The sequence below is a fragment of the Lactococcus formosensis genome, assembly GCF_037892375.1.
GTDB lineage: Bacteria > Bacillota > Bacilli > Lactobacillales > Streptococcaceae > Lactococcus > Lactococcus formosensis.
Window position 1 is genome coordinate 1,681,494 of record NZ_CP141721.1, and the last position, 19,630, is coordinate 1,701,123.

Genomic DNA, 19,630 nt, shown 5'->3' on the forward strand with positions numbered 1-19,630 from the left:
CTTAAGGAGGAAGTAAGGTGAAAAAAATTAAACACTATATTTTAGGTTTACTTACAGTGGGGCTTGGTATGCTCATTTTTGGTCCAATTTCTGCTCAAGCACAAGAAGATAGCCAGCAAGCAAAAACCATGGTCTACTATCGTGCATGGCGTGATAAGGAAATGAAAGGTGTCAATACCAGCCTTACAGACGAAAATTGGTTGAGTATGGATGATATTCCTTATGGCATTGATATTGTCAATGTTTTTAGCTATGTTCCTCAAGGCCAAGAAGATGCCGCTGCTCCATTTTTTGAAAAGCTTAAAAAGTCTTATGTTCCTAACTTACATGCACGAGGTGTGAAGTTAACTAAGGCAATTGATTATTCAGAGCTTTTAAAGATTCCTTATGCAGGAAATTTTCCGACAGTAGAGGAGTTTGATGCTTATGCTAATAAATTGTTAGACGAGCATGTACGCCAATACGGACTTGATGGCTTAGATATTGATATGGAAACTTACCCGAGCACTTCAGATATTGCACTTTCAAATGGTGTTATTCGAGCACTATCAAAATATATCGGCCCTCTTGCAAATAATGGTACTGTATTTGTTTACGATACAAATGGTTACAATCTTAATCCATTGAAAGAGGTTGCAGAAAGCTTTACATATCTTGGCTATCAACAATATGGTTCAGATGATACTCGTACAGCTAGAGCACTAAAAGATTATACTGGGATTATACCGAAAGAGAAATTTATGCCTGGCTTAGCCTTTCCGGAAGAGCAAGACCATAATAGATGGTACGATACTAAAGAGCCTTACGGAGAAAGTAATATTTACAAAGTAGCAAAATATACAGCAGAAAATAAACTGTATGGCATGTTTCTTTATGCCTTAGACCGTGATGGCAGAACATATAACAATTTTGATTTAAACCACATTGTGCCTTCTAACTTCCTTTGGACGAAAACAGCCATTTTACAGGCCAAAGGCTTCAGTCTCCAAGATTCCAAAGATATAGCACTACATCATTGGGAGCGTGTTGGACAAGGAGCAGAGAAGTTTCAAACCGTTTTAAATAGAATTAATCAAGCTCGGTCAATTTATGAAGTTAATAAAGTCTTGCTTGGATCAAGCGATAACTTTGCCAATGATGGTGTAAGTCCTCAATATGATCCAATGTATGAATTACAACTCATGAAGTGAGTCTTTAGTATTTGAATAAAAAGACAGATAAGATTCTAGGGATTTTACTTTTCCTAGGGTCTATTTTTGAAAAAAATATAAATCCTTCTATTTGAGAAGAAGGAAAGTAGAAAGAGCAGAACAATGAAAATAGAATTTCCAAAAGATTTTTGGTGGGGCGCAGCGACAAGTGGCCCACAAACTGAAGGACGTTTCAAGAAAAAACACGACAATGTTTTTGATTATGACTTTGATCATTTTAGTGAACGATTTTGGGGCTCAATTGGTCCAGATACTGCCAGTAATTTTTATAATGACTTTGAAGAAGATATCCGTTTGATGCAGAAAGCTGGACTCAACAGTATTAGAACAAGTATTCAGTGGTCCAGACTTATTGAGGATTTTGAGACTGGGAAGACTAATCCTCAAGCAGTGGCGTTCTATAACCGCGTAATTGATACTTTCTTAGCTGCCGGAATTCGGCCCATGATGAACTTACATCATTTTGATCTACCTGTGGAGCTTCTCCATAAATATGGCGGATGGGAAAGTAAAAAGGTTGCTCAACTCTTTGCTCAGTTTGCGGAGCAATGCTTTCACTTATTTGGCGACCGAGTAACGGAATGGTTCACACATAATGAGCCGATAGTAGTTGTCGAATGTGGCTATCTCTTAGGTTTCCATTATCCCGACCTTAAAGATGGTAAAAAAGCTGTTCAAGTTGCTTATAATCTACAATTAGCTTCTAGTTTAGCGATTGAAAGATTTAGAAAAGTCAATAAAAATACCAAATCTAAGATTGGTATCATCCTCAACTTAACACCGAATTATGCTAAGGATGGAGAAATGCAGAACCTAAAAGCAGCTCATTTTGCTGATTTATGGCAAAACCAACTGTTTTTAGATGCTTCAGTAAAAGGAGAGTTCCCACAAGAACTCGTAAATATTTTAGAGCAAGATGATGTATTATGGGAAAGCACTGCTGAAGAGCTGGAAGTGATAAAGCACAATACGGTGGACTTTTTAGGAGTAAATTATTACCATCCAAGTCGTGTTCAAGAGCCAGAGTTTTCGAGTGACAGTTTGGCTCAGGACTGGCTACCGGAAAAATATTACGCTCCCTTTAATAAAAGAGGGGTTCGTATGAATGCAGATAGAGGTTGGGAGATTCACCCGCAGACGATTTATAATATAGCAAAAACGATACAAAATGATTATGACAATATCCCTTGGTTTATCTCAGAAAATGGAATGGGTGTCGAAAATGAAGCACGTTTTGAGGATAGAGCGGGTATTATCCAAGATGATTATCGTATTCAATTTATGACGGAGCATCTTTATTATTTACACCAAGCAATGGTTGAAGGTTCTGCCTGCTTAGGTTATCACACATGGACACCAATAGACTGCTGGAGCTGGCGTAATTCCTATAAAAATCGCTATGGATTAATTTCTCTAGATGTTCATAGACAAATCAAGAAACTAAAAAAATCAGCACATTGGTACCGTAAAGTTTCAGAAAGCTCAAGTGTTGATATTGAAGAGACACTGCTACAGAAATTGAAAGGGAATGAATAATGGTACTGATAACAATTGATGTTGGTGGAAGCAGCATTAAATATAGTCTTTTCTCGGAAGGAAAATTGGGAGAAGTTAAATCGAAACGCACACCCAATGACCTCAAAGGTTATTACAGCTGCCTGAAGGACATTGTAAGTGAGATGAGACGAGAAAAGATAAATATAACAGGTATTGCGATGAGTTCCCCTGGAGCTGTTAATCAGAAAACTGGCTATATTGAAGGATTCAGTGCCTTGCCTTATATTCACGGTTTTAATATTCATCACGTACTAGAAGAAAAGCTAGGCTTGCCCTTGACTATAGAAAATGATGCCAATTGTGCTGCTCTTGCCGAAGTTGCATATGGAGCAGCGAAGAATCTACAAAATGTACTTTTTCTAGTACTCGGGACAGGTGTAGGGGGAGCTGTCGTTCTCAATGGAAAAATTCACCATGGGAACCATCTTTTTGGTGGGGAATTCGGCTTCATGCTGATGGATGAAAAGCATACTTTTTCAGATCTAGGTACAGCTGTAAATATGGCTAAACGCTACAATATCCGCCAAAAAACAGAGCTTACAGGTCAAGAGGTCTTCAGACGAGCAAGAGAGGAAAATGATAGTGTCGCGCAAGAGGAAATGGAGCGTTTCACATTTAATGTCGCAAAAGGTATTTACAATCTTCAGTATGCCTTTGATCCTGAACTTATAGTCATAGGGGGAGCTGTTTCACAAGCTGAGTGGCTGGTCCCAGAACTTAATAAACAGCTACAAAAGATAATCAAGAATTTAGAAATTCCGCCTTTTTTGCCTGAGATTAAAGTTTGTCACTATCGTAATTCCGCAAATCTCATTGGTGCAGTCGTAAATTTTCAACAAAACAAAGCGTGAAAAAAAGACATAGGAGACTATGTCTTTTTTTATAAAGCATTAAGTTTGATTATATACCCTTAGGGGTATATAATGGTATTATTAATAAAACAAAGGAAAAAAGAATGAAAACAATCACAATGCAAGATTTAATAGAAGTAATGAAAAATGAAGCAGATATTATTGATATACGGGAAACTTTCGAATATGCATCTGGGCATGTACCAACAGCGCGTAATATACCCATGAGTGAGATAGAAAGTCGTCTGGAGGAAGTTAATAATGGAAGCTATATTATCTGTCAATCAGGGGCTCGATCAGCACAGGTGACACAGTGGCTTGCCGCAAACGATATCGATGTTATTAATGTCTTGGGCGGTACAAATGCTTGGGACGGGTGCTTGGCGCAGTAAGGAGAAACGATGTTTGGATTATTTACAAAAATTAAGAGTATAACAACAACAGAGCTTGCTGCACATCTAAGGAATAATCAGGTAAAAGAAGAAATTATTGACGTGCGAGAACCTTATGAATATAAAAAAGGACATATACGAAGAGCTAGAAATATTCCTCTGAACCAAGTTTCTACAGCGCAGTTAGACACTAATAAAAAGTATTTTGTGATTTGCCAATCAGGCATGAGATCAAAAAAGGCCTGTAAAGTACTTTCAAAAATGAACTATGACGTAATAAACATATCTGGTGGTATGATGGCTTGGCAAGGTAAAGTGACAAGAAAAGACGAGAGGGATTAACAAGTCCCTCTCTTTTTTTGCTATAATACATGTATGACTTATCAAGTAAAAATAATTTATCCTAAAGAAGAAGCTCTTGAGAGCAACAAATTAACAGAACGTACGTTTAACGAGTATATGGATGACTTGGAACCAGAAGAAGTTATTAAACAGTACGAGCAACTTTTGACTGAAGGTTATTCTATTTCAGTTAATTTCTTTCCTCCACAAGTAGGTAAAGAAGGTAGTGAACAAGATCCATTTAAAATTGCGGAGAGCTTTGAACTTGCCGGTATCACCTATAAGGCAACGCTGAAACTTAAAGCTTCAGGAACATACGAAGATATGGTGAAAATCGCTAAAATAATTGAGCAACAAGGCTATGATTACAGCATTACTGTCAAGCTTCAAATCAATGAAAATTTACCTGTCGATTTTGAGAAAGAAAGCTCATGGTTTGATTCTGAATATGCTAAATATACAGTATTACCTAAAGCAAGTAGTCAGGATATTGCAGATCTCAAGTCTCTTTACGATATCCTGTCCGAAGAACATCATAAAGTAAGTATTAATCTTAAAGCCAAAGTCAAGAAAGACGACGACGATAGCTTTGCTAGTCAATTAGCAGCCTATCCTGCAGAAACATTAGTGACCTTCAAACTATCTGACGCAACAATATAATGATTGTTATTTTACATAAATTAAAATATGTATATATAAAAATAAACAGTAATGAAAAGATTGGTATCTTAATCATACAATATGCTTTATGGAACATGATTACTGGCCTTTCTCTGTGATTCTACGATTTTTAAGTTATTTTACATAAATAAAAAAGAGCACTAATGTGCTCTTTTTTATCATCCCCTCTTTTTCAATGCAGAATAACTTGCAAAGAGTCCCCAAATTACTAATACGAAGAAGAGAATGAGAATGACTGATGTTCCAAATTGGGTGCCTTCTTTAAATCCTTGAGCGTGCTGAAACACAGAAAGAATGTTGGCTACCAAAGCAGTTGCAATCGCTCCAATAAATTGCTGTGATGTATTAACCAATGCATTTCCGTCTGAGAGCTCTTCAGATGAAAGTGTACTGAGACTGCTGGTCATTAAATTGCTATAAGATACTCCCAGCCCAAGCATCATAACGATATGCGCAATCAACAATAAAAGAAGTGACTGTGTTGGGAGGAAAATAAAGAGTAAAACGATACCTAAGCTTGCGGTTAACAGACCAAAGGTAATCGGCTTTTTAGCACCAACTTGATCCAAAATTTTCCCAGAAATAGGTGCAAGTATTGCACCGACAAGAGCGCCAGGAAACATAAAGAGTCCAGCTACAGCAGAGCTATATCCAGCAGAAACTTGAATAAAATTAGGTAAAATAAAGGATAAACCTAAAAGAAGGCCTTGGTACACAAGAAGAGCGAAGAGGAGTGCGACAAATTTACGATGACGTAGTATCGATAATTCAATCAGTGTCTCTTTACGATTATAATAAACAAAGAGGAGAGCACTTAAAATACCGATAATAAAGAGAATTACAAAGGTCAGAATTTGTTCGGCACTCAAGGCAGAAATGAAGACGAAAAACATGACAGAAAGTGCCAATACTGGTCGAAGCGCCAGTTTTTTTGTCGTTTGTTTTTTCTCTTCTGGAAGCGAGGAAAGGCCAATAATTAGGGATACAACAATTAATGGAAGTAAAAAGATGTAAATGTAGCGCCAATCTAGTGCATTAGAGATAATGCCACCATAAGTGGGACCAATAGCAGGAGCAATCGATGTTGTGACTGTGCCCAATCCCATCATCATACCGCGCTTTTCAAGTGGCGCTTTGGTTAAAATAAGGTGGAACATTAAAGGTAAAGCAATACCAGTTCCGACACCTTGTAAAAGCCGCCCCGCTAATAAGAGTGTAAAGTTAGGTGAGAAGCAATTAATCAGAACACCTAAAAAGAAAAGGAGATTCCCAGATATGAAGAGCTTCCGAGAGGAGAAGCGCTGATTAAAATACGAAGACAATGGAATAATAATCGCAATAGCTAATAGATAAATGGTGGTCACCCACTGTATCTTGGAAGTACTTAGCCCGAATTCAGTAATTAATTGGGGGAAGGTCACGTTCATCGCTGTTTCGATTAATACTCCTGAAAAAGACAAGAGCCCGGTAGCAATGACAGCACCTAAGAGATGAAATTGTTTGTTTTTATTCATGCAGTTAAATGTCCTCCTAATTTAAACAAAAAGAGGCGAAATTATTATCCTAAAATAATAATTTCGCCTCTGTATAATATCAACATAAATCTATGTTATCTGTACGAAAGTTATAACTTTTCTATTATAACTTCTATGATAAAAAAATGCAACTGTAAATATGAAAGGAAAGCCCAAGAAATCTAATTGAAATATTTTTGTTGTTTAACTATCAAAAATTTAACCTGTATTTATTACTTAATTATTGATATTTTGAGGAAAAGGAGTTATTATATAGTTGTGTTTACAAACGTAAACAATTCGAGCAAGTGAGTTTCACTTCCTACAATAGAAATAAAATGGAGAAGACAAGATGATTAAATTTTACTACACTCCCTCATGTACCAGCTGTCGGAAAGCAAAAGTTTGGTTAGAAAACCACAATCTGGAATATACAGAGCATAACTTATTTGCTGATCCTTTGACAGAAGAGGAGATTGGTGAATTGTTAGCTAAAACAGAAAACGGCACTGAAGATCTCATTTCAACACGTTCACAAGCATTTAAAAATTTAAACGTCAATGTAGAAGATATGACTGTTAAAGAGTGGACAAAATTCATCTCACAACATCCGGAGCTTCTTCGCCGACCACTTTTAGTGAAAGGTCCACAGCTCCAAGCTGGATTTAATGAAGATCAATTGCGCAGTTTCTTTTCGAGAGAATATCGTCAAATTGAATTACAAGAAACAAAGAGTGCTGTAGCTTAAAGTGCTTATCTGAAAAATAATAGAAAAGAAAGAGGAAATAACCATGTCATATGTTACTAGTAATGATGAACAAAAAGTAGAAATCGTAAATATTGCTTCCCTTGAGGGACGTGTAAAAGAGCGTATGGAAGCTCAAGGGAATAAGGGTGCGTTTGGTTATATTCGTGGCGGTGCAGAGGATGAATGGACAATGCGTGAAAACACGGCTTCCTTTAACACGAAAACAATATCACCTCGAGTACTACGGGGGATTGATTCGGCAAACTTGAGCACTAACATTTTTGGAATTGAACTTAAGACTCCAATTATTCAAGCTCCAGTTGCTGCACAAGGATTGGCTCATATGGAAGGAGAAGTGGATACAGCTAAAGCCATGGAAGAAGTGGGTTCACTTTTCTCTATTTCAACTTATGGCTCAACATCTGTGGAAGATGCAGCCGCAGCTGTTAATGGCGCACCGCAATTTTTCCAACTTTATATGAGTAAAGATGACCAATTTAATCAATTTTTGCTTGAAAAAGCTGTGAAATCCGGAGTAAAAGCGATTATCTTAACTGCGGATTCTACATTAGGGGGTTATCGTGAAGAAGATGTGATTAATCACTTCCAATTTCCACTTCCAATGCCAAATTTGGCAGCTTTTTCTGAATCTGATGGTGTTGGAAAAGGTATTTTTGAAATTTATGCGGAAGCAAAACAAGGACTTGTCCTATCCGATATCCAAAAAATTAAAAACTGGACAAATCTTCCTGTTATTGTGAAAGGTATCCAAGATCCAGTTGATGCGATGGAGGCTATTGCAGCTGGTGCTGATGGTATTTGGGTATCTAATCACGGAGGACGCCAACTTGATGGAGGACCAGCTTCCTTTACTGTCCTTCCAAGAATTGCACAAGTAGTCAATAAACGTGTTCCTATTATTTTTGATAGTGGTGTACGCCGTGGTCAGCATGTTTTCAAAGCTTTAGCCAGTGGAGCGGATCTTGTCGCTATTGGTCGTCCCGTACTTTACGGCTTAAATTTAGGTGGTAAGGAAGGTGTTAAATCAGTGTTTGAACATCTTAATAAAGAATTATCGATCACTATGCAGTTAGCTGGTGCTAAAGATATTGAAGCTATCAAAGATACTGACTTACTTTAAATTTGGGTAAGCTAAATCAAAAAGTGTATCGAAAATCCACTCTCTTAAAAAAGTTATTTTCCGGATATCTTTACCTTTTCAGACTATTTCGTAGTATAATTAGTGTATAAGAAAATGAAAAGGCTTTCTCTAGAGAGCAGTAATTTATCATCTAATTTTCGGTCACTCATATTTTAAGTTTTTAGAAATGAGAGGAAATCGTAATGGTAGAAACAATAAAAGCTGGTGTTGCAGCAGTTAAAGTTCTTGAAAATTGGGGAGTAAAAGATATTTATGGTCTGCCAGGTGGTTCCATTAATTCTTTGATGGATGCACTCTTAGAAGAAAAAGAGCGTATTCATTTCGTGCAGGTCCGTCATGAAGAAGTAGGTGCGTTGGCTGCAAGCATGCACGCTAAATTTACAGGACATATCGGTGTAGCCTTCGGTTCTGCAGGACCTGGCGGAACGCACTTGATGAACGGTTTATATGATGCAAAAGAAGATCATGTTCCTCTGTTGGCAATTGTTGGCCAATTTGGCACCACTGGCATGAATATGGATACTTTCCAAGAAATGAATGAAGATCCTATTTATGCTGATGTTTCAGTCTACCATCGTGTGGTCATGACCGCACAATCGCTTCCTCATATTATTGACGAAGCGATTCGTCAAGCCTACAGCAAAAAAGGTGTGGCTGTAGTTCAACTTCCTGTTGATTTAGGTTGGCAAGAAATTGAAAAAGATTCATGGTTTGATGCAAGTCATGCTTATATCCAACCGGAACTTGCTGAACCCAAGCAAGAGGCTATTGAGCAAGCGATGCAAATTTTACAAAATGCTGAACGTCCTGTCATTTTCTCTGGTATCGGGATGCGTGGCGCAGGGACTGAACTTATGGAGCTTTCAAGAAAAATTAAAGCCCCAGTAATGGTTTCCGCACTGGCTATTGATATTGTGGATGATGACTTTGAGGCTTTTCTTGGATCGCCTACTCGAGTTTCAAGAAAACCAGCTAATGATGCTATTGCAAACGCAGATACGGTTTTGATGCTGGGAACGAATCAACCTTTTATCGATGTTACGAATATGTTTGAACATGTGAAACACGTGATTCAAGTAGATATTGATCCTGCAAAACTAGGCAAACGACAACGGACAGAACTCAGCATTTTAGCAGATGCTAAAAAAGTTGTGAAAGCTCTCTCTCAACAAATGAAGGAAAAAGAAGAGACACCTTGGTGGCGTGCTAATGTAAAAAACATTATGAATTGGAAAAGTTATACGCAGACCCTAGAAGAAGATAAAGAAAATCCGTTGAATCTTTATCAGGTCTATCATGCTATTAATAAAGTCGCGAAAAAGGATGCACTTTTTTCAACTGATGTTGGAGATGTTACGATGACATCTGTTCGTCATTTGCATATGGGTAAAGGTCAACTTTGGCGCACTTCTGGTCTGTTTGCGACAATGGGTGTTGGGCTTCCAGGTGCGATTGCGGCCAAGTTAGATTTCCCTAATCGTCAAGTGTGGTCACTTTCAGGTGATGGTGCTTTTTCAATGGTTATGCAAGATTTAGCAACTCAAGCTCAAGAAAAATTACCAATTATTAATGTCGTTTTCTCTAATCAACAGTTTGGTTTTATCAAAGATGAGCAAGAAACGACTAATAAAGGTTATCTTGGGGTGGAATTTACTGGGATTGATTTTGCAAAAGTTGCTGAGGCAATGGGCGTTCATGGCTTTACAGTTAACAAAGTCGAAGAGTTGGACGATGTTTTTGCCCAAGCAATGAAGTTGGTTGAATCAGGCTTACCTGTACTTATCGATGCTAAAATTACGGGCGAAAGTCCTATTCCAGTGGAACGTCTGCAGCTTGATCCTAAACACTATTCACAAGAAACTATTGATACTTTCAAAGCACGTTTCCATGCTAAAAAATTACGACCTTTTGCTTTTTATATGGAGGAAGAAGGTTTGGTTGAGGCAGGAAAGGCGACAGACTTGGGGGGCTTCTAATCACATTAAGGGGTGAAAATGGACAATTCAAAAATTAACAATCAAGCAACAACTGATGAAAACTTGGAGCAGGCAGGTTACCGACGTTATCGTGGTAAGGAAATGGATATCTATTATAATGCTCAAATTTGTGAGCATGCAGGAGAATGCGTACGTGGTAATGCAGCTGTCTGGGAAGTGGGGCGTAGACCATGGATTATCTCAGATAATGGAGAAAAAATTGACAATCAAGCGATTATCAATCGTTGTCCATCTGGAGCACTAAAATTTATCAAGTAAAAAGGAAAGAGGAATACTATGAAAACTGTTGAGGAAGACAACAACATTATCTTGTACAATGACAATAATGAACGCATCGGCGAGATGACATATATGAAAATGGGCAACAATATTGTTATCACTCATACAGGTGTGGCTATTGAATACCGAGGTCAAGGTCTCGCTCAGTTGCTTTTAAAGGCAGGAATTGAGAAAGCACGTAAAGAAGACCTCAAACTTCAAGCTACTTGTCCTTATGCAGCAAAATATTTTAGAGCGCACAAAGAAGAATTACAGGACATTTTAAAATAGGAAAAGCGAGTCAAGACAGTAGCGTTTTGGCTCTTTTCCTATTATGATGGACTTAAGAGAAAGTTGGAGGAGCAGATATGGAAAAATATGACTATATTATTGTCGGTGCAGGACCTGGAGGAAATGCACTAGCTTATGCACTCAAAGAGCAAGGAGCATCTGTCCTAATTGCGGAAAAGGATAAATGGGGCGGAACCTGTCCGAACTATGGTTGTGATCCCACAAAGATTATGATGGCACTTGTCGAGGCAAAGTACAGAGCAGCAAATCTCGTATCCGCTGGTTTACATGGTAACCTTAGTATTGATTGGCAAGAGATGCTAGCTCGAAAAAGAGCATACAGTGATGCCATTCCTTCAAGCACTAAACAAGGATTGAAAAGCGCAGGCATTGAAACTGTTTATGGCTCAGCAAGTTTTCAGACCGATGGACATCTAGATGTCGGGGGTAAGGCATACTTTGCGGATAACTATATCCTAGCAACTGGTGCACGACCAAGGGTTTTGGATATTCCTGGTAATGAGTATTTACTGACTTCCAATGACTTCTTAGAGCTAGAGGAGCTTCCCAAACGTCTTGTTTTCCTAGGTTCAGGTTATGTCTCACTTGAATTAGCGCAAATCGCTAATGCAGCGGGATCTGAGGTTTCTATCCTTACACATGGTGCACTAAAAATTAGAGGTTTTGCTGACGATTTTGCAACTTCTTATATTAAGCAATTACAAAAAGAAGGCATTACCTTTATCGCCAACTTCTCTCCTGAAAGGCTTGAACAAACTGAATCAGGAATAGTAATCATTAGTGAAGACAATCGCAAAGTCACCGCTGATGGTGTTATTTCAGCAGTCGGACGTATTCCCAATATTGAAGACTTAAATCTGGACGCTGTTGGGGTAAAAACAACGCCTAAAGGTATCTTAGTCAATGAATTTTTACAAACTAATAATCCAAATATATATGCTATCGGAGATGCTTTAGATAAAAAGCAACCCAAACTAACCCCTGTTTCCGGTTTTGAGGCCAGATACCTTGCACGTTATTTTACACAGGATGGTCAAATTGAAGGTATCCAATATCCGGCCATTCCTACCGTTATTTTTGGATCCAGCAAGCTCGCCCAAATCGGTCAAACCCAAATTCTTGATAAAGAAAATGAGAAAAAGATAGATATGACGGGTTGGTACACCTATAAGCGCATAGCTGACCCTCTTTCAAAAATTAATGTTATTGTAAATGATAAAAATGAAATTCTTGGAGCAACACTGCTTTCGACCGTGGCAGAAGAACTTGTAAATATCTTGAATTTCTGCATTAATCAAGCTATTAATTTGGACAAATTTCAAAATATGATCATGGCTTATCCCACAATTGCCAGTGATTTATTCTATCTTTATGACTAAAAAGCAGAAAGAGCCAAGCCTGAGGCTCTTTTTTGTGTTTTTTTAATTAATCTAATAAATTTTAGTTTATACTTGACATATTTACAGCAAGCGATTACAATAGTTAAGTAATATGTGAGAACGTTTCCACATTATGTCACAAGGAGGTCTATTGGCTACAATCAAACAGGTTGCCTCGAAAGCTGGTGTATCCGTGTCCACTGTCTCAAGATATATCACACACAAAGGATATGTTAGCTCAGAAGCAGAAGTAAAGATAAAAAAAGCGATTCAGGACCTGAATTACTCACCTAACATCTCGGCTCAGTCTCTTAAGAGTAAAAAAAGTAACCTGGTTGGCCTTTTATTACCAGATATCTCCAATCCATTCTTTCCAATGTTGGCGAAAGGAGTGGAAGAATTTCTTAGAGAAAAAGGCTACCAACTGATTTTAGGGAATGTTAATGAAGATCGTGAAATCATTAAATCCTATCTTCAGTTTTTAGTTCAAAGTAATGCTGCTGGTGTAATCACAACGGTTGACTTTAAGGAAGAGTTTCCTGAGTTTGATTTACCAGCAGTAACCGTAGATCGTGTAGGTAAGAAAAGCGAATTTGGTGTCTTTGCGGACAACAGTCAAGGTGGCTTTCTAGCTGCCAAGGCTGTAGTAGAAGCAGGTGCGCAGCATATCGCAGTTGTTCGAGGTCCATTGACAACCGATAATACGAATGAACGCTTTAGTTCAAGTATTACCTACTTAAATCAAGCAGATGTGAACTATCAAGTTTTTCAAAGTATGAGTTATGATTTTTCAGAAATCCAAGCGGAAGCAGAAGAACTTCTAAAAGGGAAAGAAAGATTTGATACGATTATTTTGCCTTCTGATATTCATGCAGTTGCATATATGCAGGAGATCCATCGACTAAATAAACATATCCCTGAAGATATCCAGCTTATTGGTTACGATGATATTTTGATGAGCAAATACGTTTCCCCCGCTCTTTCAACAATTCATCAACCCGCTTATGAAATGGGACATGAGGCAGCTCAATTAATTTATAAGCTGGCAAATAATCAGTCGATTGACCAAAAACAGATTAAACTTAAAGTTTTTTATGTTGAACGTGGCAGTACAAGAAAAATAAAGGAGAACGAAAATGAATAAGATTACAATTATTGGAAGTATCAATTTGGATACAACTTTGAGAGTAAGCAACATGCCGAAACCAGGTGAGACTTTACATGCAAAAGAACATTTTACTGCCGGTGGCGGTAAAGGTGCTAACCAAGCGGTAGCAGCAAAGCGTTCTGGCGCTGATACTTTCTTTATTGGCGCTATTGGTAAAGATGGTGCTGGGCAAATGATGCGTGAGCTTTTAGAGTATGAAGATATTGATACATCTGCTGTTCAACTTTTAGAAAGCCAGTCGACTGGCCAAGCCTTTATTACTGTGGATGATTCTGGAGAAAACAGCATTATGATTTTCTCAGGAGCAAATAATGCATTTACGCCTGATCACGTTGAAAACTCAAAACATATTATTACAAACAGCGACTTTTTGATTGCACAATTTGAAAGCTCCCTTGACAGTACAGTTACTGCCTTTAAGCTTGCTAAAGAAAATGATGTTAGAACTATTCTCAATCCCGCACCTGCGAGAACGGATATTCCACAAGAGCTCTTAGCTACAACCGATATCATTGTTCCCAATGAAACTGAAGCTGAACTTATAACAGGCATTAAAGTAGAAGACAATGACAGTCTAAAAGCTGCTGCAGATTATTTCCATAATCTCGGTATTGAAGCCGTAATCATTACCTTAGGAAGCAAAGGGGCTTACTACGATATCAAAGATGGCAAAGCTGGTATTATTCCAGCCTTCAAGGTAGCAGCTGTTGATACAACGGCTGCAGGTGATACTTTCATAGGTGCCTTAAGTACTGTCCTGAAAGCAGATTTCAGTAATATTGAGGATGCTATTATTTATGGTAGCAAAGCTTCTTCCCTTACTGTACAAAGATACGGGGCACAACCTTCAATTCCCTACAAAAATGAACTGGATTAGGAGTATTTCAAATGAAAAAAACAAAAGTTATAAATTCTGATATTTCACGTGTCATTGCTCAAATGGGCCATTTTGACAAACTCAGTATTGGTGATGCTGGGATGCCAGTACCAAAAGGGACTGAAAAGATTGACTTGGCTATAGACAATGGTATTCCAAGCTTTATGGATGTTCTAAATAACGTTTTAGAAGAGCTTGAAGTTCAAAAAATCTTTCTTGCTGAAGAGATAAAAGAAAATAACCCAACAGTTTTAGCTCAAATCACCGATCGCCTACCTGATACACCGATCGAATTTATTCCACATAACGATATGAAGGCAGAGTTGAATAATTGTCATGCCTTTATCCGTACAGGAGAAATGACACCTTACGCAAATATCTTACTAGAAAGCAATGTCGTATTTTAAAGACAAATAGGAGAAAAACAAAAACATGAATACAACAGCACTATTAATTGGCCTTGGCCCGCTTCTTGGTTGGGGGCTTTACCCAACAATCGTTTCAAAAATTGGTGGAAAACCCGTCAACCAAATCCTTGGTTCAACTTTAGGTACTCTAATTTTTGCCCTAGTTTTTTCAATGTCACAAGGCATTCATTTAGCTTCAGGCATGGATTTATTCCTCGGTATTTTATCTGGTATCGGTTGGGCAGCAGGACAAATCGTCACTTTCTACTGCTTTAGTTTGATTGGTTCTTCTAAAGTAATGCCAATTACTACAGCTTTCCAACTCTTAGCTGCTTCACTTTGGGGTGTCGTTGCTCTGGGAAACTGGCCTGGTGTAAGTGCAAAAATTTTGGGGGCTTTCTCTCTTATTCTTATTATCTTTGGTGCGAGCTTGACTGTTTGGTCTGAAGAAAAAACACCAGCAAGTACAGGTCTTTTGAGAAAAGTAGTTATTTTCTTAGCTATTGGTGCTATTGGTTATTGGGGCTACTCTGCTGCGCCTCAAGCAAGTAATTTGTCAGGTCAAGAAGCTTTTCTCCCACAAGCCATTGGTATGCTTTTGACTGCTCTTATTTACAGTATCGTTATCTCTTTCAAAGAGAAGACAAAAATGGCAATCTTTGAAAGTGTATCATACAAACATATTATCTCAGGTTTCTTCTTTGCTTTTGCAGCTTTAACTTATCTTATCTCTGCTCAACCTGATATGAATGGCTTGGCAACTGGATTTATTCTCTCTCAAACATCTGTTGTTTTAGCAACGTTGACAGGTATCTGGTTCTTAAACCAAAGAAAAACAAAAAAAGAAATGCTTTTAACCATTATTGGGCTGGTCTTAATCATTATTGCAGCCTCAATAACTGTTACTATCTAAAGAAAAATACAGCTGTAAAGGCTGTATTTTTTATATTAAGATATGCTATACTTGAAGTAAGAGAAAGGAGCAATTATGCGAGTAAATAAGGAAATTGTAAGACATGGGGAGGCACTTGCTCTCGTCTGAACCATGTTGCCTCCCAATAAGTCATTAAAACTTTTTGGAGGAATAAAAATGAATACAAACTATACATTAAATACTTTAGGCTTTACAGAAAAATTTAAAAAAGAGGCCTTTAAATATCCAGATCTTTATCCCGGACGTGTGATTGAACAGATGCGTAATCAATACAACGTCGCTACTCAATCAGGTGAAGTCAAAGCAGAAGTATCAGGGAAATACCGTTTCGAAACATCAGAATCACTTGACTTTCCAGTAGTTGGAGATTTCGTTCTCTTAGATCGAGAAACAGATTCTACTGGACACGCGCAAATTCAGCGTTGCTTACCACGCTATTCAGCACTTATCCGTAAAGCAGCAGGAGAGACGCAGGAGCGTCAACTCATGGGAGCTAATATAGATAAAGTATTCATTTGTATGTCGCTTAATGAAGACTTTAATCTCCGAAGAGCGGAACGCTATTTAGCCCTTGTATGGGAATCTGGAGCACTTCCTGTATTTGTATTAACCAAAAAAGACTTGGCACAGGATGTGGAACAAAAACAAGCAGAACTCCAAGAGATTAGTTTTGGTGTAGATATTATTTTGACATCTTCGCAAACGGAGAACGGCTATCTTCCCTTACAGACCTATATCACGCCTGGAGAAACTCTTGTTTTGATTGGCTCATCTGGAGTTGGTAAATCAACATTGGTTAACGGATTACTAGGACAAGACACGTTAAAAACAAATGGTTTACGCAATGATGGTAAAGGAAAGCATACCACGACGCAACGTAGGCTATTTAAACTACCTTTAGGAGCTATGATGATTGATACACCAGGGATTCGTGAAGTTGGTTTAGATCAGGCTAACTTTAGTGAGAGCTTTTCAGATATTGAAGCTTTAGTGTCGCAGTGCAAGTTTTCTGATTGTAAGCATGGCAATGAACCCGCATGTGCTATTCAAGGCGCTCTTGCACAAGGTAAACTTTCATTTGAACGTTTTTCAAACTACCAAAAGCTACTAAAAGAAACAGCTTATGCAGGTCTAAATAACAGAGAAATTGAAAGAAAAAAACTTGACACAATGTTTAAGGAAGTTGGTGGCATGAAAAATGCCCGTAAAGCACTAAAACAAAAAAATAAACGTTACTACTAAAGGAAAAGCACTGATTTTTACTCATCAGTGCTTTTTTATGATAGAACCAATAAAAATATGAGCGCTTGCTTTATCTTTAAGACACAGTATGTTATACTAAAATTAATTTCTATATGAAATATAATCCTATAGAAAAAAATAAATATCATAACACAATGGGTACCGATAAAATAATCATTTTATCAGTTGAGAAAAACCATCAAACCTGCTCGGGTTAAGACCTGCGAAGGGATGTGTCATTACTACTTTTAGTTTATATAGCTTGATGTGGTATGTTTTTTGCTTTTCCCTCCTTGTGTTTACAAAGGAGTTTTTTTATGTCAACTTTAACAGAAATTCGTCATCAAAGACCTTTAATCTTGTGTCTTACGAATAGTGTTACCGTCCAAAGAGTTGCTGATCTTGTAAGTTTTTTAGGTGCTTCACCTTTAATGTCGTCCGAAAAGGACGAAATTAAAGATCTTCTTACACTTGCAAGTGCACTTGTTTTAAATACAGGTACTTTGAGACAAGAAGATGTATCACTTTTCATTGCAGCGGGACGTTTAGCAAATGAAAAAGGAATTCCTGTTGTTTTAGATCCCGTTGCTGTACACGTTCCTTATAGAAGTCAAGTTATGAAGTTACTTTTATCCGAAATCCATTTCGATATTATTCGAGGAAATGCTGCTGAAATTGCTTGGTTTGCTGAAGAAGAAGTAAGGAGTAGAGGGATTGACTCGCTTGATACGACAAGCAGCAGTAATAATGCAAAAATTGCAGCGAAAAAAACAAATGCTGTCATTGTTCAGACAGGCCAAACAGATGTCATCACAGATGGAACCAATATGTATTATGTGAATACGAGTAGTGAACTTTTTGCAATAAATGTTGGATGTGGAGATATGCTAACTGCGGCAATAGCTACTTTTTCAGCTGTTAATCCTCACTTCCTTGAAGCTTCTTATGAGGCTGCTAAATTTTTTAGTGAATCTGGAATCCAGGCAGAACTACAAGTCAAAGAACTTCCCGGTCAGTTTATCACTGCCTTATTAAATAATATCTATAGTAGTGCAAAGCAAGTGGAGGAAAATAATGATTGAGGTACCACAAGTTGTAACAATCGCTGGGATTGATTCAAGTGGAGGAGCAGGGATTAACGCAGATGTAAAAACTTTTCAAAGTCAAAAAGTTTATTCGGCTACGATTGTTGTCGGTTTGACTGCTCAAAATACGCTGGGGGTGCAAGAGATTTCAAGTGTAGCGCCTCATTTTATATTATCGCAATTTGATTCAGTGTTTTCTGACTTAGATATTTCTGCTGCAAAAACAGGGGCTCTGTTCGATGTAGCTCAAGTTAAAGCTGTTATCACAGGGATTCAACGCTATCAACCCCAACATTTGGTAGTTGATCCAGTGATGGTCGCGAAAGGAGGCGCCGTTCTTCTTTCAGATGAGGCTATCAGGTGCATAAAAAAAGAACTTTTCCCCTTGGCAGAACTCATTACGCCTAATCTTCAAGAAGCAGAAGTACTTCTAGAGCGTCCGATTTCAAGTGAGGAAGAAATCCGACAAGCACTTTATGATTTGCAAAGTTTGGGGACGAAAAATGTTCTCATTAAAGGAGGCCACTCAGCGAGCGAAACTGTTACAGATCTATTATTGACAGAATCCGGTGAAATTATGCGTTATTCTGCTTCAAGAATTGATACAAATAGGACACATGGGACAGGAGATACGCTTTCTTCATATATTACAGCTCATCTTGCACAGGGAGAAGAACTACTTGATATTTTGCCTCATGCAAAATCCTTTATCACAAACGCAATAAAAGAAAGTATTGATGTTGGTCATGGGCATGGACCTTTGAATCATTGGGTGAGTTACCATGAATAAAGAAATTCTAACATGTTATTTTATTGCGGGGCCCAAAAATTTTCCCGAGTTGTCTATAGAAGAAGCAGTTGAAAAAATCATTGAAATTCTTGAGGCAGGAGTTTCTTCCTACCAATTCCGTGATAAAGGTACAGTTTACAGGAGTCAAAACCAACGAATGGCCACTGTTTTAAAACTCCAAGAAGCTGCAAAGGACTTACATATCCCTTTTATTATCAATGATGATTTAGAACTGGCCTGCAGAATCCAAGCAGATGGGGTTCACCTGGGACAACAAGATAGAGCAGTTGCAGAAGCGCGTGAAAAGCTAGGCCTCCAAAAATATATTGGACTTTCGGTTAGAAATAAACAGGAACTTTTAGCTGCACAAGAAAGTGAAGCAGATTATCTTGGGATTGGTCCTATCTACCCTACAAGCAGTAAATCAGATGCTGCTGAACCACTCGGGGAGGAACAACTCTCTCAGTTGCTTCGTGTAAATAAAAAAGCAATCATAGGTATTGGGGGGATTACTGTTGAATCACTTAATCCACTGAGTCAAATGCCTTTAGATGGAGTGGCAGTCATTTCGCTTTTAACAAGAGCAACAAATCCACAAAATATCGTAAGAAAAATCCACACATTATTTTAGATAAAAATAGTGTTTATCATAAAAAGTCTCCTCTTATTACTTATTAGTAAACACAAAAACAAGAATGTTCAAATTACCCTTAAAAATAAACT

21 protein-coding genes and 1 riboswitch are annotated in these 19,630 nt (G+C 37.9%); of the genes, 20 read left to right on the forward strand and 1 reads right to left on the reverse strand.

Annotation, left to right across the window (positions count from 1 at the left end; genetic code table 11):
• Window positions 1-17: 17 nt before the first annotated feature.
• The 6 genes from VNN39_RS08170 to VNN39_RS08195 all read left to right on the forward strand — a co-directional run bounded on the left by VNN39_RS08170 (window position 18) and on the right by VNN39_RS08195 (window position 5,013).
• Window positions 18-1,190, forward strand: a complete 1,173-nt coding sequence (locus VNN39_RS08170; RefSeq protein ID WP_338997368.1) for an EndoS/ChiA family endoglycosidase — start codon at window positions 18-20, stop codon at window positions 1,188-1,190.
• 123 nt (window positions 1,191-1,313) lie between these two features.
• Window positions 1,314-2,747, forward strand: a complete 1,434-nt coding sequence (locus VNN39_RS08175; protein WP_338997369.1) for a glycoside hydrolase family 1 protein — start codon at window positions 1,314-1,316, stop codon at window positions 2,745-2,747.
• On the forward strand, window positions 2,747-3,619 hold the full coding sequence (locus tag VNN39_RS08180; RefSeq protein ID WP_096368231.1) for an ROK family protein: 873 nt from the start codon (window positions 2,747-2,749) through the stop codon (window positions 3,617-3,619). The genes VNN39_RS08175 and VNN39_RS08180 overlap by 1 nt, the downstream gene beginning before the upstream one ends.
• 104 nt (window positions 3,620-3,723) lie before the next feature.
• Window positions 3,724-4,011 (forward strand): rhodanese-like domain-containing protein, encoded by a 288-nt coding sequence (locus tag VNN39_RS08185; RefSeq protein WP_017369338.1) that lies wholly within the window; start codon window positions 3,724-3,726, stop codon window positions 4,009-4,011.
• A gap of 9 nt (window positions 4,012-4,020) precedes the next feature.
• Window positions 4,021-4,353 carry a rhodanese-like domain-containing protein gene (locus VNN39_RS08190; protein ID WP_338997371.1) on the forward strand — a complete coding sequence of 111 codons (333 nt, stop codon included), beginning with the start codon at window positions 4,021-4,023 and terminating at the stop codon, window positions 4,351-4,353.
• Window positions 4,354-4,386: 33 nt separating this feature from the next.
• A complete protein-coding gene (locus VNN39_RS08195; protein ID WP_338997372.1) occupies window positions 4,387-5,013 on the forward strand; it encodes a hypothetical protein in 627 nt (208 codons plus the stop codon).
• A 179-nt stretch (window positions 5,014-5,192) separates the two neighbouring features.
• Here the strand turns inward: VNN39_RS08195 and VNN39_RS08200 are convergent, their stop codons facing one another.
• Window positions 5,193-6,548: an MFS transporter gene (locus tag VNN39_RS08200; RefSeq protein WP_338997373.1), complete on the reverse strand. Its 1,356-nt coding sequence runs from the start codon at window positions 6,546-6,548 to the stop codon at window positions 5,193-5,195.
• 352 nt (window positions 6,549-6,900) lie between these two features.
• Here VNN39_RS08200 and spx point away from each other — a divergent pair, with 352 nt between their 5' ends.
• From spx to thiE, 14 genes are all read left to right on the forward strand, one after another.
• The gene (gene spx, locus VNN39_RS08205; protein ID WP_019292298.1) at window positions 6,901-7,296 is read left to right on the forward strand and encodes a transcriptional regulator Spx; all 396 of its coding nucleotides are present in this window, start codon (window positions 6,901-6,903) and stop codon (window positions 7,294-7,296) included.
• A gap of 43 nt (window positions 7,297-7,339) precedes the next feature.
• A complete protein-coding gene (locus VNN39_RS08210) occupies window positions 7,340-8,437 on the forward strand; it encodes a lactate oxidase (protein ID WP_338997374.1) in 1,098 nt (365 codons plus the stop codon).
• A gap of 203 nt (window positions 8,438-8,640) precedes the next feature.
• A complete protein-coding gene (spxB, locus tag VNN39_RS08215; RefSeq protein WP_338997375.1) occupies window positions 8,641-10,434 on the forward strand; it encodes a pyruvate oxidase in 1,794 nt (597 codons plus the stop codon).
• 18 nt (window positions 10,435-10,452) lie between these two features.
• Window positions 10,453-10,713 (forward strand): (4Fe-4S)-binding protein, encoded by a 261-nt coding sequence (locus VNN39_RS08220; protein ID WP_338997376.1) that lies wholly within the window; start codon window positions 10,453-10,455, stop codon window positions 10,711-10,713.
• An 18-nt stretch (window positions 10,714-10,731) separates the two neighbouring features.
• Window positions 10,732-11,004 (forward strand): GNAT family N-acetyltransferase, encoded by a 273-nt coding sequence (locus VNN39_RS08225; RefSeq protein WP_165712168.1) that lies wholly within the window; start codon window positions 10,732-10,734, stop codon window positions 11,002-11,004.
• 77 nt (window positions 11,005-11,081) lie between these two features.
• Window positions 11,082-12,404 (forward strand): NAD(P)/FAD-dependent oxidoreductase, encoded by a 1,323-nt coding sequence (locus VNN39_RS08230; RefSeq protein ID WP_338997377.1) that lies wholly within the window; start codon window positions 11,082-11,084, stop codon window positions 12,402-12,404.
• A 151-nt stretch (window positions 12,405-12,555) separates the two neighbouring features.
• Window positions 12,556-13,548, forward strand: coding sequence for a substrate-binding domain-containing protein (locus VNN39_RS08235; protein ID WP_165714711.1), 993 nt, complete (start codon window positions 12,556-12,558; stop codon window positions 13,546-13,548).
• Entirely contained in the window at window positions 13,541-14,449 is a 909-nt protein-coding gene (gene rbsK / locus VNN39_RS08240) for a ribokinase (RefSeq protein ID WP_165714710.1), read from the forward strand. Before VNN39_RS08235 ends, rbsK begins: the two co-directional genes overlap by 8 nt.
• An 11-nt stretch (window positions 14,450-14,460) precedes the next feature.
• On the forward strand, window positions 14,461-14,856 hold the full coding sequence (rbsD, locus tag VNN39_RS08245; protein ID WP_338997379.1) for a D-ribose pyranase: 396 nt from the start codon (window positions 14,461-14,463) through the stop codon (window positions 14,854-14,856).
• 25 nt (window positions 14,857-14,881) lie between these two features.
• Complete coding sequence (gene rbsU, locus VNN39_RS08250) at window positions 14,882-15,769, forward strand: ribose/proton symporter RbsU (RefSeq protein WP_165712172.1); 888 nt, start codon at window positions 14,882-14,884, stop codon at window positions 15,767-15,769.
• Between the two features lie 177 nt (window positions 15,770-15,946).
• Window positions 15,947-17,032 carry a ribosome small subunit-dependent GTPase A gene (gene rsgA, locus VNN39_RS08255; RefSeq protein WP_338997380.1) on the forward strand — a complete coding sequence of 362 codons (1,086 nt, stop codon included), beginning with the start codon at window positions 15,947-15,949 and terminating at the stop codon, window positions 17,030-17,032.
• Between the two features lie 145 nt (window positions 17,033-17,177).
• Window positions 17,178-17,281: riboswitch (TPP riboswitch) on the forward strand.
• Window positions 17,282-17,349: 68 nt separating this feature from the next.
• Window positions 17,350-18,114 (forward strand): hydroxyethylthiazole kinase, encoded by a 765-nt coding sequence (gene thiM / locus VNN39_RS08260; protein WP_339007029.1) that lies wholly within the window; start codon window positions 17,350-17,352, stop codon window positions 18,112-18,114.
• Window positions 18,107-18,907 (forward strand): bifunctional hydroxymethylpyrimidine kinase/phosphomethylpyrimidine kinase, encoded by an 801-nt coding sequence (gene thiD, locus VNN39_RS08265; protein WP_338997382.1) that lies wholly within the window; start codon window positions 18,107-18,109, stop codon window positions 18,905-18,907. The genes thiM and thiD overlap by 8 nt, the downstream gene beginning before the upstream one ends.
• Window positions 18,900-19,538 (forward strand): thiamine phosphate synthase, encoded by a 639-nt coding sequence (thiE, locus tag VNN39_RS08270; RefSeq protein WP_338997383.1) that lies wholly within the window; start codon window positions 18,900-18,902, stop codon window positions 19,536-19,538. The genes thiD and thiE overlap by 8 nt, the downstream gene beginning before the upstream one ends.
• Window positions 19,539-19,630 lie beyond the last annotated feature (92 nt).